This is a genomic window from Streptosporangium sp. G12 (assembly GCF_052983175.1).
In genome coordinates, this window is the sequence record NZ_JBRIQO010000060.1 from 1 (window position 1) to 19,467 (window position 19,467).

The 19,467-nt window shown below is 72.2% G+C and carries 20 protein-coding genes and 1 pseudogene; 9 read left to right on the plus strand and 12 right to left on the minus strand.

The features are described from left to right. Positions 1 to 234 precede the first annotated feature (234 nt). Positions 235 to 657 carry a DUF6223 family protein gene (locus ACVCAG_RS45065; RefSeq protein WP_447191612.1) on the minus strand — a complete coding sequence of 141 codons (423 nt, stop codon included), beginning with the start codon at positions 655 to 657 and terminating at the stop codon, positions 235 to 237. 230 nt (positions 658 to 887) lie between these two features. Here ACVCAG_RS45065 and ACVCAG_RS45070 point away from each other — a divergent pair, with 230 nt between their 5' ends. Beyond that, a complete protein-coding gene (locus tag ACVCAG_RS45070) occupies positions 888 to 2,015 on the plus strand; it encodes a sensor histidine kinase (protein WP_447191613.1) in 1,128 nt (375 codons plus the stop codon). Then, positions 2,012 to 2,674, plus strand: coding sequence for a response regulator (locus tag ACVCAG_RS45075; RefSeq protein ID WP_447191614.1), 663 nt, complete (start codon positions 2,012 to 2,014; stop codon positions 2,672 to 2,674). The genes ACVCAG_RS45070 and ACVCAG_RS45075 overlap by 4 nt, the downstream gene beginning before the upstream one ends. Before the next feature lie 96 nt (positions 2,675 to 2,770). Here ACVCAG_RS45075 and ACVCAG_RS45080 read toward each other — a convergent pair whose 3' ends face one another. Together ACVCAG_RS45080 and ACVCAG_RS45085 are read right to left on the minus strand one after the other, a co-directional pair. Beyond that, entirely contained in the window at positions 2,771 to 3,181 is a 411-nt protein-coding gene (locus ACVCAG_RS45080; RefSeq protein WP_447191615.1) for a hypothetical protein, read from the minus strand. A 169-nt stretch (positions 3,182 to 3,350) separates the two neighbouring features. Continuing rightward, on the minus strand, positions 3,351 to 3,842 hold the full coding sequence (locus ACVCAG_RS45085) for a winged helix-turn-helix transcriptional regulator (RefSeq protein WP_440089745.1): 492 nt from the start codon (positions 3,840 to 3,842) through the stop codon (positions 3,351 to 3,353). Between the two features lie 113 nt (positions 3,843 to 3,955). On the opposite strand from ACVCAG_RS45085, the gene ACVCAG_RS45090 reads away from it, so the two are divergent. Next, a complete protein-coding gene (locus ACVCAG_RS45090) occupies positions 3,956 to 4,426 on the plus strand; it encodes a DUF2000 domain-containing protein (protein WP_440089746.1) in 471 nt (156 codons plus the stop codon). Between the two features lie 16 nt (positions 4,427 to 4,442). On the opposite strand, the gene ACVCAG_RS45095 is transcribed toward ACVCAG_RS45090, so the two are convergent. The 5 genes from ACVCAG_RS45095 to ACVCAG_RS45115 form a co-directional block, all read right to left on the minus strand. After that, positions 4,443 to 5,378 (minus strand): ABC transporter ATP-binding protein, encoded by a 936-nt coding sequence (locus ACVCAG_RS45095; protein ID WP_447191616.1) that lies wholly within the window; start codon positions 5,376 to 5,378, stop codon positions 4,443 to 4,445. Beyond that, positions 5,363 to 6,175, minus strand: coding sequence for an ATP-binding cassette domain-containing protein (locus tag ACVCAG_RS45100; RefSeq protein ID WP_447191617.1), 813 nt, complete (start codon positions 6,173 to 6,175; stop codon positions 5,363 to 5,365). Before ACVCAG_RS45100 ends, ACVCAG_RS45095 begins: the two co-directional genes overlap by 16 nt. Further along, the gene (locus ACVCAG_RS45105; RefSeq protein ID WP_440089750.1) at positions 6,172 to 7,038 is read right to left on the minus strand and encodes an ABC transporter permease subunit; all 867 of its coding nucleotides are present in this window, start codon (positions 7,036 to 7,038) and stop codon (positions 6,172 to 6,174) included. Before ACVCAG_RS45105 ends, ACVCAG_RS45100 begins: the two co-directional genes overlap by 4 nt. Next, complete coding sequence (locus ACVCAG_RS45110; protein WP_440089751.1) at positions 7,035 to 8,000, minus strand: ABC transporter permease subunit; 966 nt, start codon at positions 7,998 to 8,000, stop codon at positions 7,035 to 7,037. Before ACVCAG_RS45110 ends, ACVCAG_RS45105 begins: the two co-directional genes overlap by 4 nt. Before the next feature lie 121 nt (positions 8,001 to 8,121). After that, positions 8,122 to 9,672 (minus strand): ABC transporter substrate-binding protein, encoded by a 1,551-nt coding sequence (locus ACVCAG_RS45115; RefSeq protein ID WP_440089752.1) that lies wholly within the window; start codon positions 9,670 to 9,672, stop codon positions 8,122 to 8,124. 438 nt (positions 9,673 to 10,110) lie between these two features. Here ACVCAG_RS45115 and ACVCAG_RS45120 point away from each other — a divergent pair. The 3 genes and pseudogenes from ACVCAG_RS45120 to ACVCAG_RS45130 all read left to right on the plus strand — a co-directional run. After that, positions 10,111 to 10,188, plus strand: a pseudogene (locus ACVCAG_RS45120) (DUF397 domain-containing protein); the annotation flags it as partial. A 180-nt stretch (positions 10,189 to 10,368) separates the two neighbouring features. Next, positions 10,369 to 10,617, plus strand: coding sequence for a type II toxin-antitoxin system prevent-host-death family antitoxin (locus ACVCAG_RS45125; protein ID WP_440089753.1), 249 nt, complete (start codon positions 10,369 to 10,371; stop codon positions 10,615 to 10,617). An 8-nt stretch (positions 10,618 to 10,625) separates the two neighbouring features. Then, complete coding sequence (locus ACVCAG_RS45130) at positions 10,626 to 11,054, plus strand: PIN domain-containing protein (protein WP_447191618.1); 429 nt, start codon at positions 10,626 to 10,628, stop codon at positions 11,052 to 11,054. 405 nt (positions 11,055 to 11,459) lie between these two features. On the opposite strand, the gene ACVCAG_RS45135 is transcribed toward ACVCAG_RS45130, so the two are convergent. Further along, complete coding sequence (locus ACVCAG_RS45135; RefSeq protein WP_362845710.1) at positions 11,460 to 11,912, minus strand: Lrp/AsnC family transcriptional regulator; 453 nt, start codon at positions 11,910 to 11,912, stop codon at positions 11,460 to 11,462. A 109-nt stretch (positions 11,913 to 12,021) separates the two neighbouring features. Between ACVCAG_RS45135 and ACVCAG_RS45140 the strand changes: the two genes are divergently transcribed. Further along, entirely contained in the window at positions 12,022 to 15,510 is a 3,489-nt protein-coding gene (locus tag ACVCAG_RS45140) for an indolepyruvate ferredoxin oxidoreductase family protein (RefSeq protein WP_440089756.1), read from the plus strand. A 162-nt stretch (positions 15,511 to 15,672) separates the two neighbouring features. Here ACVCAG_RS45140 and ACVCAG_RS45145 read toward each other — a convergent pair whose 3' ends face one another. The 3 genes from ACVCAG_RS45145 to ACVCAG_RS45155 all read right to left on the minus strand — a co-directional run bounded on the left by ACVCAG_RS45145 (position 15,673) and on the right by ACVCAG_RS45155 (position 18,784). Beyond that, positions 15,673 to 16,584, minus strand: a complete 912-nt coding sequence (locus tag ACVCAG_RS45145) for an aminoglycoside phosphotransferase family protein (protein WP_447191619.1) — start codon at positions 16,582 to 16,584, stop codon at positions 15,673 to 15,675. A gap of 69 nt (positions 16,585 to 16,653) precedes the next feature. Then, positions 16,654 to 17,655, minus strand: a complete 1,002-nt coding sequence (locus ACVCAG_RS45150) for a carbohydrate kinase family protein (protein ID WP_447191620.1) — start codon at positions 17,653 to 17,655, stop codon at positions 16,654 to 16,656. 64 nt (positions 17,656 to 17,719) lie between these two features. Further along, positions 17,720 to 18,784 carry a substrate-binding domain-containing protein gene (locus ACVCAG_RS45155; protein ID WP_440089760.1) on the minus strand — a complete coding sequence of 355 codons (1,065 nt, stop codon included), beginning with the start codon at positions 18,782 to 18,784 and terminating at the stop codon, positions 17,720 to 17,722. Between the two features lie 154 nt (positions 18,785 to 18,938). Here ACVCAG_RS45155 and ACVCAG_RS45160 point away from each other — a divergent pair, with 154 nt between their 5' ends. After that, positions 18,939 to 19,175 carry an IS200/IS605 family transposase gene (locus ACVCAG_RS45160; protein WP_447191621.1) on the plus strand — a complete coding sequence of 79 codons (237 nt, stop codon included), beginning with the start codon at positions 18,939 to 18,941 and terminating at the stop codon, positions 19,173 to 19,175. Further along, positions 19,159 to 19,467: helix-turn-helix domain-containing protein (locus ACVCAG_RS45165; RefSeq protein WP_447191622.1), on the plus strand; the 309-nt coding region annotated here is incomplete at its 3' end. The genes ACVCAG_RS45160 and ACVCAG_RS45165, both read left to right, overlap by 17 nt.

Below are 19,467 nucleotides of genomic sequence, written 5' to 3' on the forward strand. Positions count from 1 at the left end.
CCGCGACCAGCTCAGCGACCCACCCCCACAACCCGAAACCAGCCCACCCCACACCGACACCCCCCAACCCGGGACGCAGGACGCGCCCCAGGCCTGATCACCCACCGGAACACCCACGACGACACGATCACCGTCGCAGACGTCGTACGACCTCCTCAGCCCTCAGGGCGTAGGCGACGGCGGCGCGACCGCTCGCCTCCGGCGCCGGCGATGCCGGTGGGCCATCCCCGCGGGTCATCCGGTGCGGCGGGAGCGGGCCAGCACCAGCCCGCCGAGGGCCATGCCGATCAACCCCACCACCACGGCCACGACCCCTCCGACTATCCCGTAACCGGTGCCGGGGCCACCCTCGGCGGCGGCCACGACCATCCCGCCGACGACCACGCCGACCAGCCCCGCCGCCAGGGCCACGAAGGCTCCCCTTCTCCCGGAGCCGGAGCCGATCCGACCGGTGGAGCGGGCCAGCGCCAGCCCGCCGACGACCACGCCGGCCAGCCCCACCCCCGCGCCCACCAGGGACCAGAGTCGCCCGGCGGTCATGGTGTAGGCACCGACGGGGTCCAGCTGGACCGAGGCGTGCGCGACCGCCGGTACGGCGAGCCGGAAACCTCCGATCAGGGTGGCTCCGGCCACGGCAAGCACACGTCGGACTGACATGAGGTGCTCCTTTTCTCCTACGACTGGCTGCTACGACTCGATATCGCCTGATCATGTCCGCCGGACCCGCCGCCGGTCGTCCGGCGGACGCGGACACTTCGCGCTGCCGCCGGTGCCGCAGCCTGCTGCCGCGGACGCCGCAGGGGCCGCGAGACTACCGCGGGCGCGGTAGCCTGCCGCTCATCCGCGCGCGGGAGTCGCCCGCGCGGACATCCGGCTAAGGTGCGCGCATGAGTACAGGACGGTCCGGTGTCCGGGCCGATGTCCAGGACTGGGCGATCGCCGTCGGCGTGGCGGCGACGCTGCTGGTCACCGGGTTGTCCGGGCGGCACTCCGCCACGGATCTCGCCCTGCTCGGCTACGCGCTGCTGGCGGCCGGCGGCCTGGTGCTGGCCGCGCGCCGCCGGGCCCCGGTTCCCGTCCTGGCCGTCACCGGGCTGTGCGCGGTGGGTTACCAGGCCGCCGGTTTCGACGTGCCCGCCGTCGCGTACCTGTTCGCGGTGTACGCCGCCGTACGGGCGGGACACCGCACCGTCACGGTGGTGGCGAGCGTGATCGTGCTGGCCGCGCTCCCCTTCGCGGCCCTGGTCTCGGGCTCGCACGACCTGGGCGAGGCGCTCGCGCAGGCCCGAGGCGCCCTCGAGCTGGCCTGGCTCGTCGCGGCCGGCGCCGCGGGTGAGGCGCTGCGGCAGGCCGAGCGGCGGGCGGACGAGGCCGAGCGCACCCGGGAGGAGACCGCGCGGCACCGCGCCGACGAGGAGCGGCTGCACATCGCGCGGGAGCTGCACGATTCGCTCACCCACCAGATCTCGATCATCAAGGTCCAGGCCGAGGTCGCCGTCCACGTGGCCCGCAGGCGTGGCGAGCAGGTGCCGGAGGCCCTGCTCGCGATCCAGGAGGCCGGACGTGAGGCGACCAGGGAGCTGCGCGCGACCCTGCAGGCGCTGCGCGACGACGACACGACCCCGCCGCGCGGGCTCGACCACATCCCGGAGCTGCTGGAAAGGGCCCGCACCATCGGCCTGGACGCGACGCTGACGGTCGAAGGGCAACGGCACGACGTGCCGGCCGCGGTGAGCCGGACCGTCTACCGGATCGTTCAGGAGTCGCTCACCAACATCTCCCGGCATGCCGCCGCCGCCACCGCGTCGGTCCGGATCGACTACCGTCCCGACACCCTCGCGATCCGCGTCGACGACGACGGCAGGGCCACGCCGGACACCGTCCCGGTGCCCGGCGTCGGGCTGCTCGGGATGCGCGAGCGCGTCACCGCCCTCGGCGGGCGTCTGCGGGCGGCACCGCGCGGCGAGGGCGGCTTCACCGTCCAGGCCGAACTTCCCGTGGACCGGATGTCATGATCCGTGTCCTGCTGGTCGACGACCAGCCGCTCATCCGCAGCGGATTCCGCGCGCTCCTCGACCTCGAGGACGACATCGAGGTGGTGGCCGAGGCCGGCGACGGGTTGGAGGGCCTGGCCCTGGCCAGGGAACACCTGCCCGACATCGCTCTCATCGACATCCAGATGCCGGTCGTCGACGGCATCGAGGCGACCCGGCGTATCGCCGCCGACCCGGCCCTGGCCGGGGTGCACGTCGTCATCCTGACCAACTACGGCCTCGACGAACACGTCTTCAACGCGCTGCGCGCCGGCGCGGCCGGATTCCTCGTCAAGGACATCGTGCCCGAGGACTTCCTGCACGCCGTACGCGTCGCCGCGCGCGGCGACGCCCTGCTCGCCCCGTCGATCACCCGCAGGCTCATCAACAGGTACGTCGCCCAGCCGCTCGACGGCGGCACCGGCACCGGGCTGAAAGAACTGACCAACCGCGAGCGCGAGGCCGTCGCCCTGGTCGCGCGGGGCCTGTCCAACGACCAGATCGCGGACCGCATGGTGATCAGCCCGCTGACCGCGAAAACCCACGTCAACCGGGCCATGACCAAGCTCCACGCCCGCGACCGCGCCCAGCTCGTGGTCCTCGCCTACGAGTCCGGCCTGGTGGTCCCGCGCGGCTCCTGACGTCCTCCGACGCCGGGACCGGGCACCCGACGTGCGAACGACGCCAGGGCCGGGCACCCCGGCGTGCGGACGCGCGCGAACGCCGTGCCCGGGCCGTCAGGCGGCGTCCGGGCGCCTGCGCTCCCACCAGAGCGCGGCCCCGGTGACCACCGCGCCGACCCCCTCCCAGACGCCGACGCCGATGAACCGTGCGGGGGCGGCGCCGGTCACCACCAGGAGGGTGAAGACCGTGAACGTCAGCAGGCGGAACGGCACCGTCCACAGGAAGAAGGGCCGGTAGTCGGCAGCGGCGGCCAGGAGGTAGTAGACGCCCATGTTCACCGCGGCCATCGAGGAGGCGGCGAGGTACACCTTCGTGTAGTCGCCGGGGTCACGCGTCTGCGGCACCTCGAAGCCGAGGAGGGCGAGCATGGTGTCCGGCGACACCAGGCCGACGATGCCGAGTGCCACGGCGAGAAGGCCGAAGACGGCCATCGTCCAGCCGGAGAGGGAACGAGGGGGTCGCATGGCGGATCCTCCGGATACCAGGTCATCGATCGTGGGGGGTGGCCTTCCAGCGATCTTAGGATCACCACGGGTGCCGGCCGGAGCCGGTGATCGGATGAGAGGAATCCGGTCTCGCGGCCGGAACGGCGATGGACGCGCGGACCGGCTCTCAGCAGCGGCGGGTTCGCTCTCAGCGGCGGCGGGTCCGCGGCGGGCTCGGCCGCTCGGGGGGCAGGACCTCGACGGAGGTCTTGCGGAGGTGGTCGTAGACCAGCGAGGTGCGTACGTCGGCGATGTTGCGGTGCCTGGAGACGTGGTCGAGGACGAAGTCGCGCAGGTGGCCGGTGTCGCGTACGGCCACCTGGATGATGAAGTCGTCGCCGCCGGACACCACGAAGACCGCGAGGGTCTCGGGAAGCGCGGCGACGTGGTCGCGGAAGCCCTCGACCGCCTCCCTGATCTTCGGGTGCAGCCGGACGTTGATGAGCGCCTGGACCGGGCGGCCGATGGCGGCGAGGTTGACCTCGGCGTGGAAGCCCTCGATCACCTCCCTGCTCCGCAGGGAGCGCACCCGCTCCAGGCAGGTCGAGGGCGCGATGCCGAGCCGCTCGGCCAGCTCGCGGTTGGTCTGGCGGCCGTCGCGCTGGAGCTCGGCGAGGATGGCCGTGTCAAGTTCGTCCACGCACACATCTTCCCAGAGATTTCCGAACTTTCTTCGGAAGTCATGAGATCGAGTTGTGATTCCTGCACTTCGAATGCGAACGTCCTCTCAGAAATTCGGAGAGAGGGAGACGGATGACCATATCGGCCGACTGGATCGGCACCCTGGACCGCCGGACCGACCTGCCCACCCGGCGGCTTCCGGTGAAATGGGTGATCGTGATCGACCATGATCTGCCCCGTGGCCTGCAGGCCAACGCCGCCGCCTGCCTGGCCGCGTCCGTGGGCAACGCGGTGCCCGCGATCCTGGGATCGGCGGGCACCGACGCCTCGGGCCACACCCACGCCGGGCTGCCCTGGACCGGGTGCACGGTGCTGGCCGCGCCCGCCGACGTCGTCCGCCGGATCAGGAACGAGGCTGCGGAGGAGGCGGAGCTGGTCGTCGCCGACATGGCGGCCATCGCGCAGCGGACCAACGTCTACGACGAGTATCTGGCCGGGCTGGCCCGCGCCGGCGGCGAGGATCTCTCGTACTACGCGGTGAGCCTGCTGGGCCCGCGCCAGGCCGTGGAGCGCCTCACGGGCAAGCTCCCGCTGCTGCGCTGACACGGCGGGGAGGCGGTCAGATGACGGGAAGCCTCGGCACGCTGTCGATCAGGCGGCGGGTGTAGGGGTGGCTCGGAGAGCCGAGCACGGTGGCGGTGTCGCCCTGCTCCACGATCCGGCCGCGTTCGAGGACCGCCGTGTGGTCGCAGAGCATCGCGACCACGGCGAGGTCGTGGGAGACCATCACGACGGTCAGCCCGTGGCTCTCGCGCAGCTCGGCCAGCAGGTCGATGACGCGTACGCGCGTGGAGACGTCCAGCGCGCTGACGGGCTCGTCGGCGAGCAGGACCCGGGGCTCGCACACGATCGCGCGCGCGATGGCGACCCGCTGGCGCTGCCCGCCGGAGAACTCGTGCGGGTAGCGGCGCGCGGCGTCGGCCGGCAGCCCGACGGCTTCGAGCGCGGCGGCGACGCGGAGGTCCGCGGCCGAGGCGTTCCACCGCGCCGCCGGCACCAGGCCGAGCGAGCGGAGCGGTTCGGCGACGATCCTGCCCACCCGCTGCCGCGGGTCGAGCGAGGAGTACGGGTCCTGGAACACGGTCTGCACGCTGCGGCGGAACGCGCGCATCCGCCCGCGGTCGCGCGGCGAGAGCGGCGTCCCGTCGAAGAGGATCCGCCCGGCGGTGGGCACGGCCAGGCCGAGCAGCAGGCGCAGCAGCGTCGTCTTGCCCGCCCCCGACTCCCCGACCAGGGCCGTGCTGCGCCCCGGCAGCACCTGGAAGGAGACGTCGGAGAGCACGGGGGCCGCCGCCCCGCGGTAGGCGAAGCCCACCTGGCGCGCCTCCAGGACGGGCTGGACCCCCCTGTCCCGGACGGTCCCGGCCGGTCCCGCGGTGTCCGGGACGGGCTCGCTCGTCGCGTCAGGAGCGGGTGGGACGGGCACAGTGGGCACTGCGGGCTCGGCGGGCTCGGCGGGCTGGTCCGGGGTGGGCCGGGTCAACGGTTCGTCCAATCCAGTGCGCTGTCGAGGTGCCGGGCGCCCGCCACCAGTGACCGGGTGTACGGGTGGCGCGGCGCGTCCACGATCTCCCTGACGGTTCCCGACTCGACGGCCTCGCCGTCCTTGAGGACGAGGACGCGGTCGGTGATCCCGGAGACGACCGCGAGGTCGTGGCCGATGAACAGCAGGGCCATGCCCCGGGCGGCGACCAGGCCACCGAGCAGGGCGAGCACCTCCGCCTGCACCGTCACGTCGAGGGCCGTGGTCGGCTCGTCGGCGATGAGCAGCGCGGGCTCGCAGGCCAGGGCCATCGCGATGGCGACGCGCTGGCGCTGGCCGCCGGAGATCTGGTGCGGGTACGCCCGCGCGACCCGGTCGGGTTCGGCGATCCGGGCCTCCTGGAGCGCGGCGGCCACGGCGGCGCGCAGGGCGGCGCCACGCAGTCCCCGCCTGCGCCTGATGGGCTCGGCGAGCTGGCGGCCGACCCTCATGAGCGGGTCGAGTGCCGTCAGCGGCTCCTGGAAGACGACCGACACCGCCCGGCCGCGCAGCCCCTTCAGGCGCCGCTCGGGTGCTCCGACGATCTCGGACGGACCCGTTCCCCGCGGGTCCAGCACGACGCTGCCGGACGCGGTCATGCCGGACGGCAGCAGGCCCGTCACCGCGAGGGCGGTCAGCGACTTGCCGGACCCGGACTCGCCGATCAGGCCGAGCCGCTCGCCAGGGCCGATCGTGAAGGACAGGCCTTTGACGAGGTCGCGCCCGTCGGCGGAGCGCACGCGCAGTCCCGTGACGTCGAGCAGGGTCATCGCGTCCTCCGCCGGGTCGGGTCGGCCACGTCCCTGAGGCCGTCCGCGATCAGGTTCACCCCGATGACGAGCACGACCAGCAGGACGCCGGGGGCGACGGCGCCGAGCGGCGCGGTGAGCACGGTCGCCTGGGCCTCCTGCAGCATGCGCCCCCAGGAGGCGTTCGGCGGGGGCGGGCCGAGCCCCAGGTAGGACAGGGACGCCTCGGCCAGCACGGCGAGCCCGAGCTGGAGCGCGAGGTTGACCAGCAGCGTCGGCCAGATGTTCGGCAGGACGTGCTCGGTCACCACGCGCGGCCAGGAGGTTCCGGAGGTGCGCGAGGCCGTGACGAAGTCCTGGGCCAGCACCCGCTTGACGAGCACCCGGGTCAGCCTCGCCACGATCGCGGACATGCCCAGCCCGATCGCCAGGATCGCCGAGCCGAGCGACGCCGAGCGCACCGCGACGACGAGCATGGCCAGGAGCAGGGTGGGGAAGGCGATGAGGATGTCGAGCAGCACCGAGACCGTGTCGTCGAGCCACCGGGTGGCGAACCCGGCCGCGAGACCGGCGAGCAGGCCGAGGACGCCGCCGAGCAGGACCGACCCGGCCCCGACCGTCAGCGCGATCCGTGCGCCGATCATCAACTGGGTGAGCAGGTCCCGGCCCAGCTTGTCGGTGCCCAGCGGGTGGGCGGCTCCCGGGGGCATGAGCCGGTCTCCCGAGGTGTCGTCCGGGGCGTACGGGAGCCACAGGAGGGAGACGACGGCGACGGCGACGACCAGGCCGGCGAGCACGCATCCGATCACGAGCGTCGTGGATCGCCGCGACCGGGGACGCGCACCCGGTACGGGGGCCTTCGACGGGGAGGCCACGGCGTTCATCGCGGGCCTCCGGAGACGGTGCCGCGCAGCCGGGGGTCGATGAGCCGCTGGGCGAGGTCGGCGGCGAAACCGATCAGCAGGACCGCGAAGGTGCTGACGAACAGGATGCCCTGGATCACCGGGTAGTCGTGCTGGGCGATCCCCTTGACCAGCATGCCGCCGAGACCGGGGAGGGCGAACACGCTCTCGACGACGACGGCCCCGAGGAAGGTCGTGGCGAGCTCGATCCCGAGGATGGAGACGACGGGCACGGCCGCGTTGCGCAGGCCGTGCCGCCACATCGCCCCGGTGAAGGAGGAGCCGAGCGCCCGGAAGGTCCGCAGGTGGTCGCTGCCGAGCACGTCCAGGGTGGCGGAGCGGACGTAGCGGACGAGCGAGGCCGACATGACGAGGGCGATCGTGACGACGGGCAGCGCCAGCGAGGTGAGGGCCGCGACCGGGTCGGCCCAGTCGTCCCTCGGGAAGCCGCCGGCCGGGAACACCCTCAGCCGGAGCGAGAACACCGTGATCAGCAGCATCCCCACCCAGAAGGCCGGGACCGCGATGCCCAGCTGGGACAGCCCGCCGAGCAGGGACCCGTACCAGGTGCCCGCGCGGTGGGCGGCGACGAAGCCGACCGGTACGGCGACGGCGACGGCGAGCAGGAAGGACAGCAGGGTCAGCGGGACGGTGACGACCAGGCGGGAGGCGATCTCCGGGCCGACCGGGAGGGTGCTGACGAACGACTCGCCCAGGTCGAGGGTGGCGAGCCGGCCGAGCCAGGTGGCGAACTGCTCGGGCAGCGGGCGGTCGGAGCCGATCTGGTGGCGGGCGGCCTCGATCTGCTCGGGGGTGGCCCCGACCGACAGCAGTGCGTTGGCCGGATCGCCTGGCAGCAGGCGCAGCAGCAGGAACAGCACGACGCAGGCCAGCAGGAGCGAGACGACGAGGAACGCCGCCCGCCGCAGCAGGTAAGTGATCATAGGGAACCGGGCAGCGGATGAGTGGTCATGAGAGAGGACCCCGTGCCGGCGGGCACGTGCGCCGGAGCCCGGCCGGCCGCGCGGGGCGGCGGGCCGGGCCTGCGGGGTGCGGTGCCGGACATCAGCCCTTCTTGATGCCGTAGGCGTGGAACTGCGAGTTGAGGCCGTTGACCGGGTAGCCCGACAGCGACGACGAGGCCACCACGATCTGCGGGTAGAGGTAGAGCCAGTCGCTGGCGGCGTCCTCGGCGATCAGCCGGTTGGCCCGCTTGAGCAGCTCGGCCTGCTTCTCGGCGGTCTCGGCCCGCTCCGCCTCGTTGACCAGCCTGGTCACCTCGGGGTTGTCGTAGCCCCAGTAGAAGTCGGGGTCGCCGTACCAGACGACGTCGCGGTCGTTGACGTGCTCCTGCAGCGTGGCGGTGAAGTCGCGGTTCTTGAACACCTTGGTGTACCACTCGTCGGCGGTGATGACGTTGATCGTCACGTTGACGCCGATCTTGGCCAGCTCGCCCTTGACGAACGTGGCAGCGGTGGGGTGCGGGTCGTAGTTCGGGGTGTCCAGCGTGAAGTCGAAGCCGTTCGGGAAACCCGCCTCGGCGAGCTGCTTTTTGGCCAGTTCCACGTCGTAGGGATCGAGCGAGGTGAGGTCCTCGTACCACGGGTCGGTGGGCGGGACCATCGAGCCGATCGGCGTCCCGTAGCCGCCCCAGACGGAGTCGAGCAGCTTGCGGTCGTCGATGGCGGAGCCGACGGCCTTGCGGACGAGCTCGTCGTCGAACGGCTTGGCCCTGTCGTTGAAGGCCAGCAGGAGCTTGGTCGTCGACCGGCCGTCGTTGACCTTGTAGTTCGGGTTGTTCTTGAACTGCTCCAGCGCGTCCGGGCTCTGCTCGCCGGTCACGATGTCGACGGCGTCGGTCAGCAGCGCGTTGTTGAGCGCGGTCGCCGAGGTGAAGTAGTGGAACACCACGCCCTTGTTCGTCGGGGCGGTGCCCCAGTAGCCGTCGAACGGCGTCAGGCTCAGCGTGGAGCCGCGCTTCCACTCACCGAGCCGGTACGGGCCTGTGCCGTCCTCGGACGTGGCCAGGTCCTTCGCCGCGTCGTTGACGATCCAGACGTAGCTGAGGTTGTAGACGAACGAGATCGACCTGTCCTTCAGCTTCACGACGACCGTGCCGTCGTCGGGGGTCTCGATGCTCTTGACGACGGCGAAGGCGCTCTTGCGGGCCGACTGCGACTTCTTCGCGGTGACCTGCTCGATGCTGTGCTTCACGTCGGCGGAGGTGAGGGGATCGCCCGAGTGGAACGTGACGCCGTCACGCAGGGTGAAGGTGTAGGTGAGACCGTCGGCGCTGACCTTCTGGCTCTCGGCGAGCAGGTTCTCGACCTTGCCCTCGTCGGTGAGCCTGAACAGGCCCTCGTAGACGTTGCCGTTGAACGCCTCGGTCACGCCCTGCCCGCCGCCGCCGGTGTTGTCGAGGTTCTGCGGCTCGTAGAGCGAGCCGACCTCGATCGTCGCGGCCGGGTCGAAGGCGGCCGCCGATCCCCCGGGCGCGGCGCTCCCCCCGGAGCCGGAGCCCGAACCGGAGTCCGGGCCGGTGCCCGAGCCGCAGCCGGCGAGGGCCAGCGCGGCCGCGATCACGGCTCCGATGAACGGCGTCGTCTTCCTTTTCACTGTCTCTCCTGATGGCCGTCCGCGCCACCGGGCCGCACGGGAGGCGCGGGCATGATCGGCGATGCTCGCGGGGGCCGTTGCGGGCGTGGTTTCGGACGGTTCACTTCGTCGCGGTCGGCGAGGGCACGCCGGAGGGGTTTCCTGCGGTACGCCGCGGGCGACAGGCTGGGAACACGTCGTCAGCGGCTTCTCGTCTAACCCTACAGAAATAGTAGGCTTTATTCAATTTCGGACAAAAATCCGCTTTACGGACACCCCTACCGGCCAAGCGGCCCGGGGAGCAGGTCAACGGCACCAAGGTGAGGAAGCCGAGGCCCGCCCCCAGGAGACACGTATCCGGAAGGCACCGCTCCGACACTCCGGTCGCACTTAGTGATCTTTGATGCGTTGTCACCGGTAGCGGGCTCGCCGAGCACGTGCCTGGTGGCGTAGTCGCCACGCGGACCGGTGCTCGCCTTCACCCCGGGCGAGTGGAGCGCTTTCCTCACCGCAGTGAAGTCGGGCCACTTCGGCTGACCGGTAAGACCGCTCTCGACAGCTCGGTCCGGAGCACCTGGCCAGAACTCCGCCCTTGGTCGAGGATCGCACCCCTCGATCGTTTTCAGCGGTCGGGCATGCGTACGGCTTCCCAACAGCGGAAACCAGTACATCCGCAAACTCGCCTCAATGTAGTACATAAGTAGTACCATGGAACGCATGGAAGCCACAGCCCGCGAGTTCAACCAGCAGTCCGCCCGGATCCTCGCCGCCGCCGAGCGCGGAGAGACGGTCGCGGTCACCAAGAACGGTCGCCACATCGCCACCCTGGTGCCCGCCCACCAGGCCGAGCCGCCGTTCTCTTTCCCCACCGACCCCATGGGCGACGACGATCTCCCCCTGTTCGACGGACCCGCCGATCTGTCAGCGCAGACTGATGCACTCCTGGCCGAGGGCTTCGGCCGGTGAGCGTGCCCGTGGCCATCGCTGACACCTCCGCTCTGCTGGCGACCTTCAACCGTCAGGACGCGGAACATGATGCGTGCGTCAAAGCCCGCGCCCAGGTGGGCCACCTGGTCATCTCTCCGCTTGTCCTGGCCGAGCTCGACTACCTGATCACAAGCAGAATCGGCCAGCACGCCGCCTTCGCGGTCCTCGACCACATCATGGGCAGAATCGATGTGAAACGGTATGAGGTACCCGAGGTGTCACCGCACCTGCGCACCGCCGGCGCGCTCATGAACCGCTACCGGACGATGAACATCAGCCTGACCGACGCGATGAACGCGGCTCTGGCGGCCGAGTTCCGGACCGACGCCGTCTTCACCCTGGATCGTGAACACTTCCGTACGATCCGCCCGCTCACCGGCCACGAGTGCTTCCGGCTCCTGCCCGACGACATCTGACGGGACAGACGTCATCGATCAGGTCAGCCCGAAACACGGTTACCTGCGGCGAAGCTCGTACTCACCCGGTTTCTGTGTCGAGAAATTCAGCCCCCACGCGGCATACCTCGAGGTGGGTGCGGGGGCGCGCAGACCCGTGAGCCGGATCGCCAGCAGGTTCTCCCGGGTCGAGCCGCGACGACGAGCCCGGGCCATGCCGCTCGGGCTGCCGGCGGAGCTGCCGCGCAGGAATGACAGGCAGGGGCGGTGCTGGTGTCTGGGCGGCGATGGCTCGATGACCGCCGACGACTCGTCGCCGGCCTCCCAGGCTTCAGCCGCGCCAAGTGGCCCGCCCCTCCCGCTGTCGTCACGGCGAGAGATCATTTCGTTGAGCGCCGTAAGAGACGCCTCTCCGGGAGGCGCGGTTCACAGGGGCAGGACGCCGCCGGGCTTGAGGGCCTTCATGGCGATCTGCGAGGTGAGCTTGTCGAGACCGGGCAGGCGGCCGAGCCTCTCCAGGCAGAGCTGGCTGTAGGCGTCCATGTCGGGCACCGCCACCCGCAGCACGTAGTCGGGGCGGCCGAACATGCGCAGGCACTCCACCACGTCGTCGATCTCCATGACGGCGGCCTCGAAGGCGGTGACCGTCTCGGCGTCCTGGCCCTCCAGCTCGACGTAGGCGACGACCTGGAAGCCCCGCCCCACGGCCGTCGGGTCGATCACGGCGCGGTAGCCGGTGATCACTCCGGTCTCCTCCAGGTTGCGGACCCGGCGCAGGCACGGCGAGGGGGTCAGCCGCACCCGCTCGGCCAGCTCCAGGTTGCTCAGTCGCCCCTCCACCTGCAGGAGACCGAGAATTGCGCGATCCGTCACATCCATGACATCGGATGCTAACGAGACGGGCCAACCTTGGAAAGTTTGACATCGAGTTTTGTTCTACCTGGCATAACCTTGCGGCAACGCAGGAGCGCCGACGACGGGACCAAACATGACGATCTTCGCAGACGCCCGGGAGATCTCCCCCGACGACCGCTACCTGCTCGACGAGGGCCAGGTCTTCATGACCGGAACCCAGGCCCTGGTCAGGGTGATCATCGACCAGATGCGCGCCGACGGGGCGGCGGGTCTCCGTACCGGCACGATGGTGTCCGGCTACCCCGGCTCCCCGCTCGGCGGCTTCGACCAGGAGCTGGCCCGCTCCCGCCGCCACACCGAGCCGCTCGGCGTGGTGCACCGCCCCGGGCAGAACGAGGAACTCGGCGCCACCGCGGTCTGGGGCAGCCAGCTCGTGCCCGCGCTCCCCCGCCCGCGCACCTCCGGCGTGCTGGGCGTCTGGTACGGCAAGGCACCCGGCGTCGACCGCGCGGCCGACGCGTTCCGGCACGGCAACTTCGTCGGCGCCCACCCCGAGGGCGGCCTGATCGCGCTCTGCGGCGACGACCCGACCTGCAAGTCCTCCACCCTCCCCTCGGCGACCGAGGGCACACTCGCCACGCTGGGCATGCCGGTCGTCCATCCCGGCAGTGTCCAGGAGCTGCTCGACCTGGGACGCCACGCGATCGCGGCGTCCCGGGCCAGCGGCCTGTGGGTCGCGGTGAAGGCCGTCTCCAACGTCGTGGACGGCACCGGCACCGTGGACGTCGGGCATGACCGGGTCGTCCCGGTCATGCCCGTCGTCGAGTACCAGGGCAGGCCGTACCGGCACGTGCCCGACGCCACCCTGCTCACCCCGTGGTCGCTGGAGATGGAGCGCACGCTCGTCGGCCCGCGCCTCGACCTGGCCCGCGCCTACGCCCGCGAGAACGGGCTCAACCGCGTCACCGCCGACCCCCGCGACGCCTGGCTGGGCGTCGTCGCCTCAGGGACCGCCTACTACGACGTCCGCGAGGGCTTCCGCAAGCTCGGTGTCACGCCGGAACAGGCCGGTGTCCGCCTCCTGAAGATCGGCATGCTCTGGCCGCTGGACCCGGAGATCGTCCGGACCTTCGCCCGGGGGCTGTCGGAGATCCTCGTCGTGGAGGAGAAGGCCCCGCTGCTGGAGACCTCGGTCAAGGACATCCTGTACGGGACCGCCGACGCCCCCCGCGTGCTGGGCAAGCTCGACGAGAACGGCGCGCGGCTCATCCCCCGGCACGGCGCCGTCGACGCCGACCTGGCCGCCAAGGCCATCGCCTTCCGGCTGCGCCGCCGGGGCCTGACCGACCTCGGCGAGCAGGTGGCGAAGGGGCTCTCCGTCATCTCGCGCCCGGCGCCGCTGACGCTGCTCACCCCCAAGCGCACCCCCTTCTTCTGCTCGGGCTGCCCGCACAACCGTTCCACCGCCGTCCCCGACGGCGCACCCGTCGGCGCCGGGATCGGCTGCCACACCATGGTGGTGCTCAACCGCGAGGGCAAGGGCACGCTCACCGGCCTGACCCAGATGGGCGGCGAGGGCGCGCAGTGGATCGGCCAGGCGCCGTTCACCGACACCCCGCACATCTTCCAGAACCTGGGCGACGGCACCTTCCACCACAGCGGCTCGCTCGCGGTCAGGGCCGCGGTCGGCGCGGGCGTCAACATCACCTACAAGCTGCTCTACAACAGCGCGGTCGCGATGACGGGCGGGCAGACGATCACCCCGGCCCTGTCGGTGCCCGACCTGACCCGCTGGCTGGAGACCGAGGGGGTGCGCAGGATCGTCGTCACCACCGACGAGCCCGAGCGCTACCGGGGTGTCAGGCTGGCGGGCATCGCCGAGGTGCGCGACCGGACGGCGCTGGAGGACGCCCAGCGCGAGCTGGCCGCGGTCCCCGGCGTGACGGTGCTCATCCACGACCAGCAGTGCGCGGCCGAGAAGCGGCGGCTGCGCAAGAAGGGCGACCTGCCCGACCCCGCCAGGCGGGTGGCGATCAACCAGCGGGTCTGCGAGGGCTGCGGCGACTGCGGTCAGAAGTCCGAGTGCCTGTCCGTGCTGCCGGTGGAGACCGAGTTCGGCCGCAAGACCGAGATCCACCAGTCGTCCTGCAACAAGGACTACTCGTGCGTGGAGGGCGACTGCCCGTCCTTCCTGACCGTCCTGCCCGCGAAGGGGAAGGCCGCCGCGAAGAGGCGCGCCGCGGTGCCCGCGCCGCCGGAGATGCCCCTGCCCGAGGCGCGCACCGGGGAGACCTCGATCAGGCTGGTCGGCATCGGCGGCACCGGCGTGGTGTCGGTCGCGCAGATCCTCGGCACCGCCGCGATGCTCGACGGCAGGCGGTCGCGAGGGCTCGACCAGACCGGCCTGGCCCAGAAGGGCGGCACGGTCGTCTCCGACATCCTCATCTTCGACGGTGACGGCGACCGCTCGGCGCGGGGCGGCGCGGCCAGCGTGGACGCCTACCTGGCGCTGGACCTGATCGGCGCCACCGATCCCGCCCACCTGGCCGCCGCCGACCGCGACCGTACCGTGGCGGTGGTCTCCACCAGCCTGGTGCCGACCGGTTCGATGGTGCTCGACCCGTCCACCCACCTGACCGACACGGGCTCGCCGATCGGCGCGCTGGAGTCGCGGACCCGGCGCGAGCTGAACGTCTACCTCGACGCCGAGGAGATGGCCCAGGCGCTGTTCGGCGACCACATGCCGGCCAACACGATCATCGTCGGGGCCGCCTGGCAGCGCGGGCTCATCCCGCTCGGCCTGGAGTCGATCGAGCGGGCCATCCGCGCGGGCGGCGGCCGGGCCGCCGAGCGGACCGTCGCCGCCTTCCACTGGGGCCGCGCGGTGGTCGCCGCCCCCGAGGCCGTGGCGGCGGCGACCCGCCCCGCCGCCCCGGTCGCGCCACCGCCCGGCCCGGAGACGGTACGCCTGGTCGACGCGGTCGCCGAGCCCGGCACCGAGCTGCACCGGATCCTCACGGTCCGGGTGCCCGACCTCGTCGCGTACCAGAACGCGCGCTACGCCGCCCGGTACGCCGACGCGGTCCGCGCGGTCCTCGCCAGGGAGCGGGAGGTCTCCCCCGGGAGCACCGCCGTCACCGAGGCCTACGCCCGGCAGTTGCACCGGCTGATGGCCTACAAGGACGAGTACGAGGTGGCGCGCCTGCACCTCGACCCGGCCGAGCGGGCGCGGATCGCCGCCGAGTTCGGCCCCGGCGCGCGGGTCTCCTACAACCTGCACCCGCCGTTCCTGCGCGCCCTGGGCATGAGGCGCAAGCTCCGCCTCGGCGCCTGGTTCGACCCGGCCTTCCGCCTGCTGTACGGCATGCGCGCGCTGCGCGGCACCCGGCTGGACCCGTTCGGCCTGGGCGGGGTGCGCGGGACCGAGCGCGAACTCGCCGCCGAGTACACCCGCGACGTGCACAGCGCGCTGGACCACCTGCGCCCGGAGACCGGGGAGCGGGTCCGCGAGCTGGCCGAGCTGCCCGAGGTGGTCCGCGGCTACGAGCACGTGAAGCTGCGCAACGTGGCCGCCTACCGCGCCTCCGCCAGGGCCGTCCTCGACGAGCTGAGCGGCGAATAGGGCCCGCGCCCCCGGTGCCGGAACGGCGAGGCCCCGCCGGGGGCACGGGAGCGGCGTACGGGGGCGCGCGCGGAGCCGGACCCGGGCGAACGCGCGGAGCCCCGGAGCGTCCACCGGCGACCCGCGACCCCGGCGGGGGCCCGGTCGCCGGTGCCCGCGGGGTCAGCCGGCACGATCGTGGTCGGCCAGGACCTCGTCGATGACGCGGCGGTGATCCGCGGCCCGCCGCCCGTCCCCGTCGATGTCCTGGACGAGGCTGATCAGGGCCTTCCACAGCGCCCAGCCACGAGCCCGCGCCCACATGGCGGGATCCTGGCCGGCGGCGTCGCGGAAGGCCTCCCGGCTCTCGCCGGAGAACATCGTCCACGCGATCACCAGGTCACAGGCGGGGTCACCGACGCCCGAGGTCCCGAAGTCGATGACGGCGGCCAGCTTGCCGTCCCTGACCAGCAGGTTGCCGCTCGCGATGTCGCCGTGGAACCACACCGGCGGCCCGGACCAGGTCGCCTCGAGGGCGGCGTCCCACACGGCCGACGCCCGGGTGGTGTCGACGCGGCCGTCCAGCGCGGCGAGGGAGCGACGTGTCTCGTCGTCGTAGTGAGCCGGTGACGCGCCCCGGTGAAAGCTGTGCGCGCCCGCCGGCGGCCCGCCGGTCGCGTCCACGCGCTGCAGGGCGAGAAGGAAACCGGCGACCGAGACCGCGAACCCGGGCAGGTCGTCGATGCGGTCGAGACTCGCGGTCTCACCGTCCAGCCAGCCGCGGATCGACCAGCTGAACGGGTATCCCTCGCCCGGAACCCCCTTCGCCAGCGGCGTGGGAACGGCGACCGGCAGCGACGGGGCGAGGACCGACAGCCATCGATGCTCCTTGTCGACCGCCGGGACATAGCCGGCGGCGGTGGGAAGACGCGCCGTCATCTCGTCACCGAGACGGTAGGTGCGGTTGTCCCACCCGTCGACCTCGACCGGGGTCACCGGAAGGGCGCTCCACCGCGGGAACTGGGTCGCGACCAGTCGCCTCACCAGCGCCGCGTCGATGCCGGCGCGCCCGTCGCCGTACAGGATCTCGGCCATCCCGAGAGTGTGTCGGCCGTTCCCCGCGCCGGGCAAACGGTTTTCCGCGTCCCTCGGAGGTGGACGCCGTCACGTACCCGGGGGGCGGGCGGGTTCCCCCTCGCGGCGGAGTTCCCTCGCGCGGCCGAGGAGGTCCGGCTCGCCGATGGGGTTCTCGTGGGTGCCCGCCGACGTGCAGGCGTGGGCTCCGGCGACGGCGCCGAGGGGGATGGAGTCGTCGAGGGAACGCCCGGAGAGCAGCCCGTACAGGACCCCCGAGACGAACGCGTCCCCCGCGCCGTTGCTGTCGACCACCGGCCCCGGCGGGGGCGCGGCGGGGAAGCGGCGGAAGCCGTCCGCGTCCAGGACGCGGCAGCCCTCTGCGCCCTCCGTGCAGACCACGGCCCTCGCCCGGCCGCGCGCCAGGATGTCGCGCATGACCTCGTCACGGCGCGGGCCGAGCGCGGTGGCCGACAGGAAGACCAGGTCGGAGGAGTAGGCGAAGTCCCGGTGGTGGTCGTTCTCGCCGTCCCAGTCGTGCAGGTCGGTGGAGACGGACGCGCCGCCCGGGACGGTCCCCGCGGCCGGTTCGGAACCGGTGCCCCGCTCGGGCCCGGTACGCGGGCCGGACCCGGTACGCAGGTCGGGGTAGACGTGCCGGGAGAAGTCGGTGATCGACACGTGGACGTGCCGGGCCGCGCGGACCGCGTCCAGGTAGAGCTCCCTGGGCAGCCGCTCGCCCGGCGCGGCGCGCGGGTCGAACAGCGAGGTGCGCCGCCCGTCCGGGCCGACGAGCAGGATGCTGCGCCGGGTCCCCTGCGGTGCGAGCGCCCAGCCGGTGTCCACCCCCTTCTCCGCGAAGTGGGCCCGGACGAACCGGCCCTGCGGGTCGTCGCCGATCAGGTCGACCAGCTTGACCCTCAGCCCGAGCTCGTGGCAGCCGAGGGCGACACCGCTGCCGGTGTTGCCGATCCGGTCGATCACCGGCGGGACCGCGTAGGTGTCGGCGTACGGCAGGGGGAGCGCGGGCACGTAGGCGGTGGTGTCGACTCCGGTGCCGCCGATGACGACGACATCGTGACCAGTGTTCATCGGGCCATGCTCCCACCGGCTCCCACCGGCTCCCACCGGCTCCCACCCGGCCGGACGCGTGCCCCTAGCGGCTGACCAGGGGGCCGGAGCCGGTCGAGCGGCGGACGACGAGCTCGGGCTGGAACATCAGCTCGACGTGTTTGGCGCGGACCCCGTTGATCTCCTCCAGGAGGGTCGCCACCGCCGCCGAGGCCATCGCGCCGATGGGCTTGCGCACGGTGGTCAGCGGCGGGTCGGTGAACGCGATCAGCGGCGAGTCGTCGAACCCCACCACCGACACCTGCCCCGGTACGGAGAGCCCCCGGTCGCGGCAGGCCCGGATCGCGCCCAGCGCCATCAGGTCGGACGCGCACACGATGCCCGTGCAGCCGCGCTCCAGCAGCTGCGCCGCGGCGGCCTGGCCGCCCTCCACCGAGAACAGCGAGTGCGAGATCAGCCCGTCGGCGTCCGTGACGCCGAGCAGCTGGGACATGGCCTGCCGGTAGCCCTCGATCTTCCTGATCACCGGCACGAACCGGCGCGGCCCCACCGCCAGGCCGATGCGCTCGTGCCCGAGGTCGGCCAGGTGCTGCACGGCCAGCCGCGCCGCGGCGCGGTCGTCCGGGGAGACGAAGGGCGCCTCGACGCGCTCGCTGTAGCCGTCGAGCAGGACGATCGGCAGCCCGCGCTCGATCAGGCGCGTGTAACGGTCCATCTTGGCCGTGGTGTCGGCGTGCAGTCCGGAGACGAAGACGATGCCGCTCACCCCGCGGTCCATCAGGAGTTCGGTGAACTCGTCCTCCGGGGCTCCCCCGGGCAGCTGGGTGCAGAGCACCGGGGTGTAGCCGTGCTGGGTGAGCGCCTTCTCGATGGCCTGGGCGAAGGCCGGGAAGATCGGGTTGTCCAGCTCCGGGGTGACCAGGCCGACCAGCCCGTTGCTGCGCTGGCGCAGCCGCTGCGGGCGCTCGTAGCCCATCAGGTCCAGCGCCGTCAGCACCGCCTGCCGGGTCGACTGCGACACGCTGGGCTTGCCGTTGAGCACCCGGCTGACCGTGGCCTCGCTCACCCCGGCCTGGGCGGCGATGTCGGCCAGCCGGATCGTCGTCCCGTCGGAGCGGAAGCGTGAGGGCTGCGCGAGCTCACCATCCATCAGATCCTCCCGAAGGGACCGTCGCCTTTGGGCGACGGGGGAGTCGGGAGCGGGAGGGCCGTCAAGGGCCGAGCGTGGCCTGGCCGGTCAGGTCTGCGCATGTGGGATCTCCGATCGTCGCGCGTTGGATGGACGGTGCTGTCATATTGATGGCGTGACTCGTCAGGTGCGCACCTCTACCGGCGCGGCGTACGACCTCGGCTACCACGTGGTGTGGTGCCCGAAGTCCCGCCCGGTTCTTGGCGGGCGGGTCAAGGACCGCCTTGAGGAGTTGATTTGCGCCAAGGCCGACGAGCACGGCCGGCAGATCGTGGCGTTGGAGGTGATGCCCGAATCGAGACCCGATACGAGCACCCCCACCGGTGGGGGTGCTCGTGCGGAGGTCGTTTAAGTTCCTGCTGCGTGCGACCGTCCACCAGCAGGTCGCGCTCACCGCGTACCTGGATGACCACCGCGCCCTGTACAACGCCGCACTGGAGCACCGCCGCACCGCCTACCGCAGGGCGGGCGTGAGCATCACCTACGGCGTCCAGTCGGCCGACCTGAAGCACATCCGCGCCGCCGACGCCGACGGTCAGGGCCGGTGGTCGTTCTCCTCCCAGCAGGCCACCCTGCGCCGCCTGGACACGGCGTTCGCCGCGTTCTTCGCCCGCGTCAAAGCAGGCCGCACGCCGGGCTTTCCC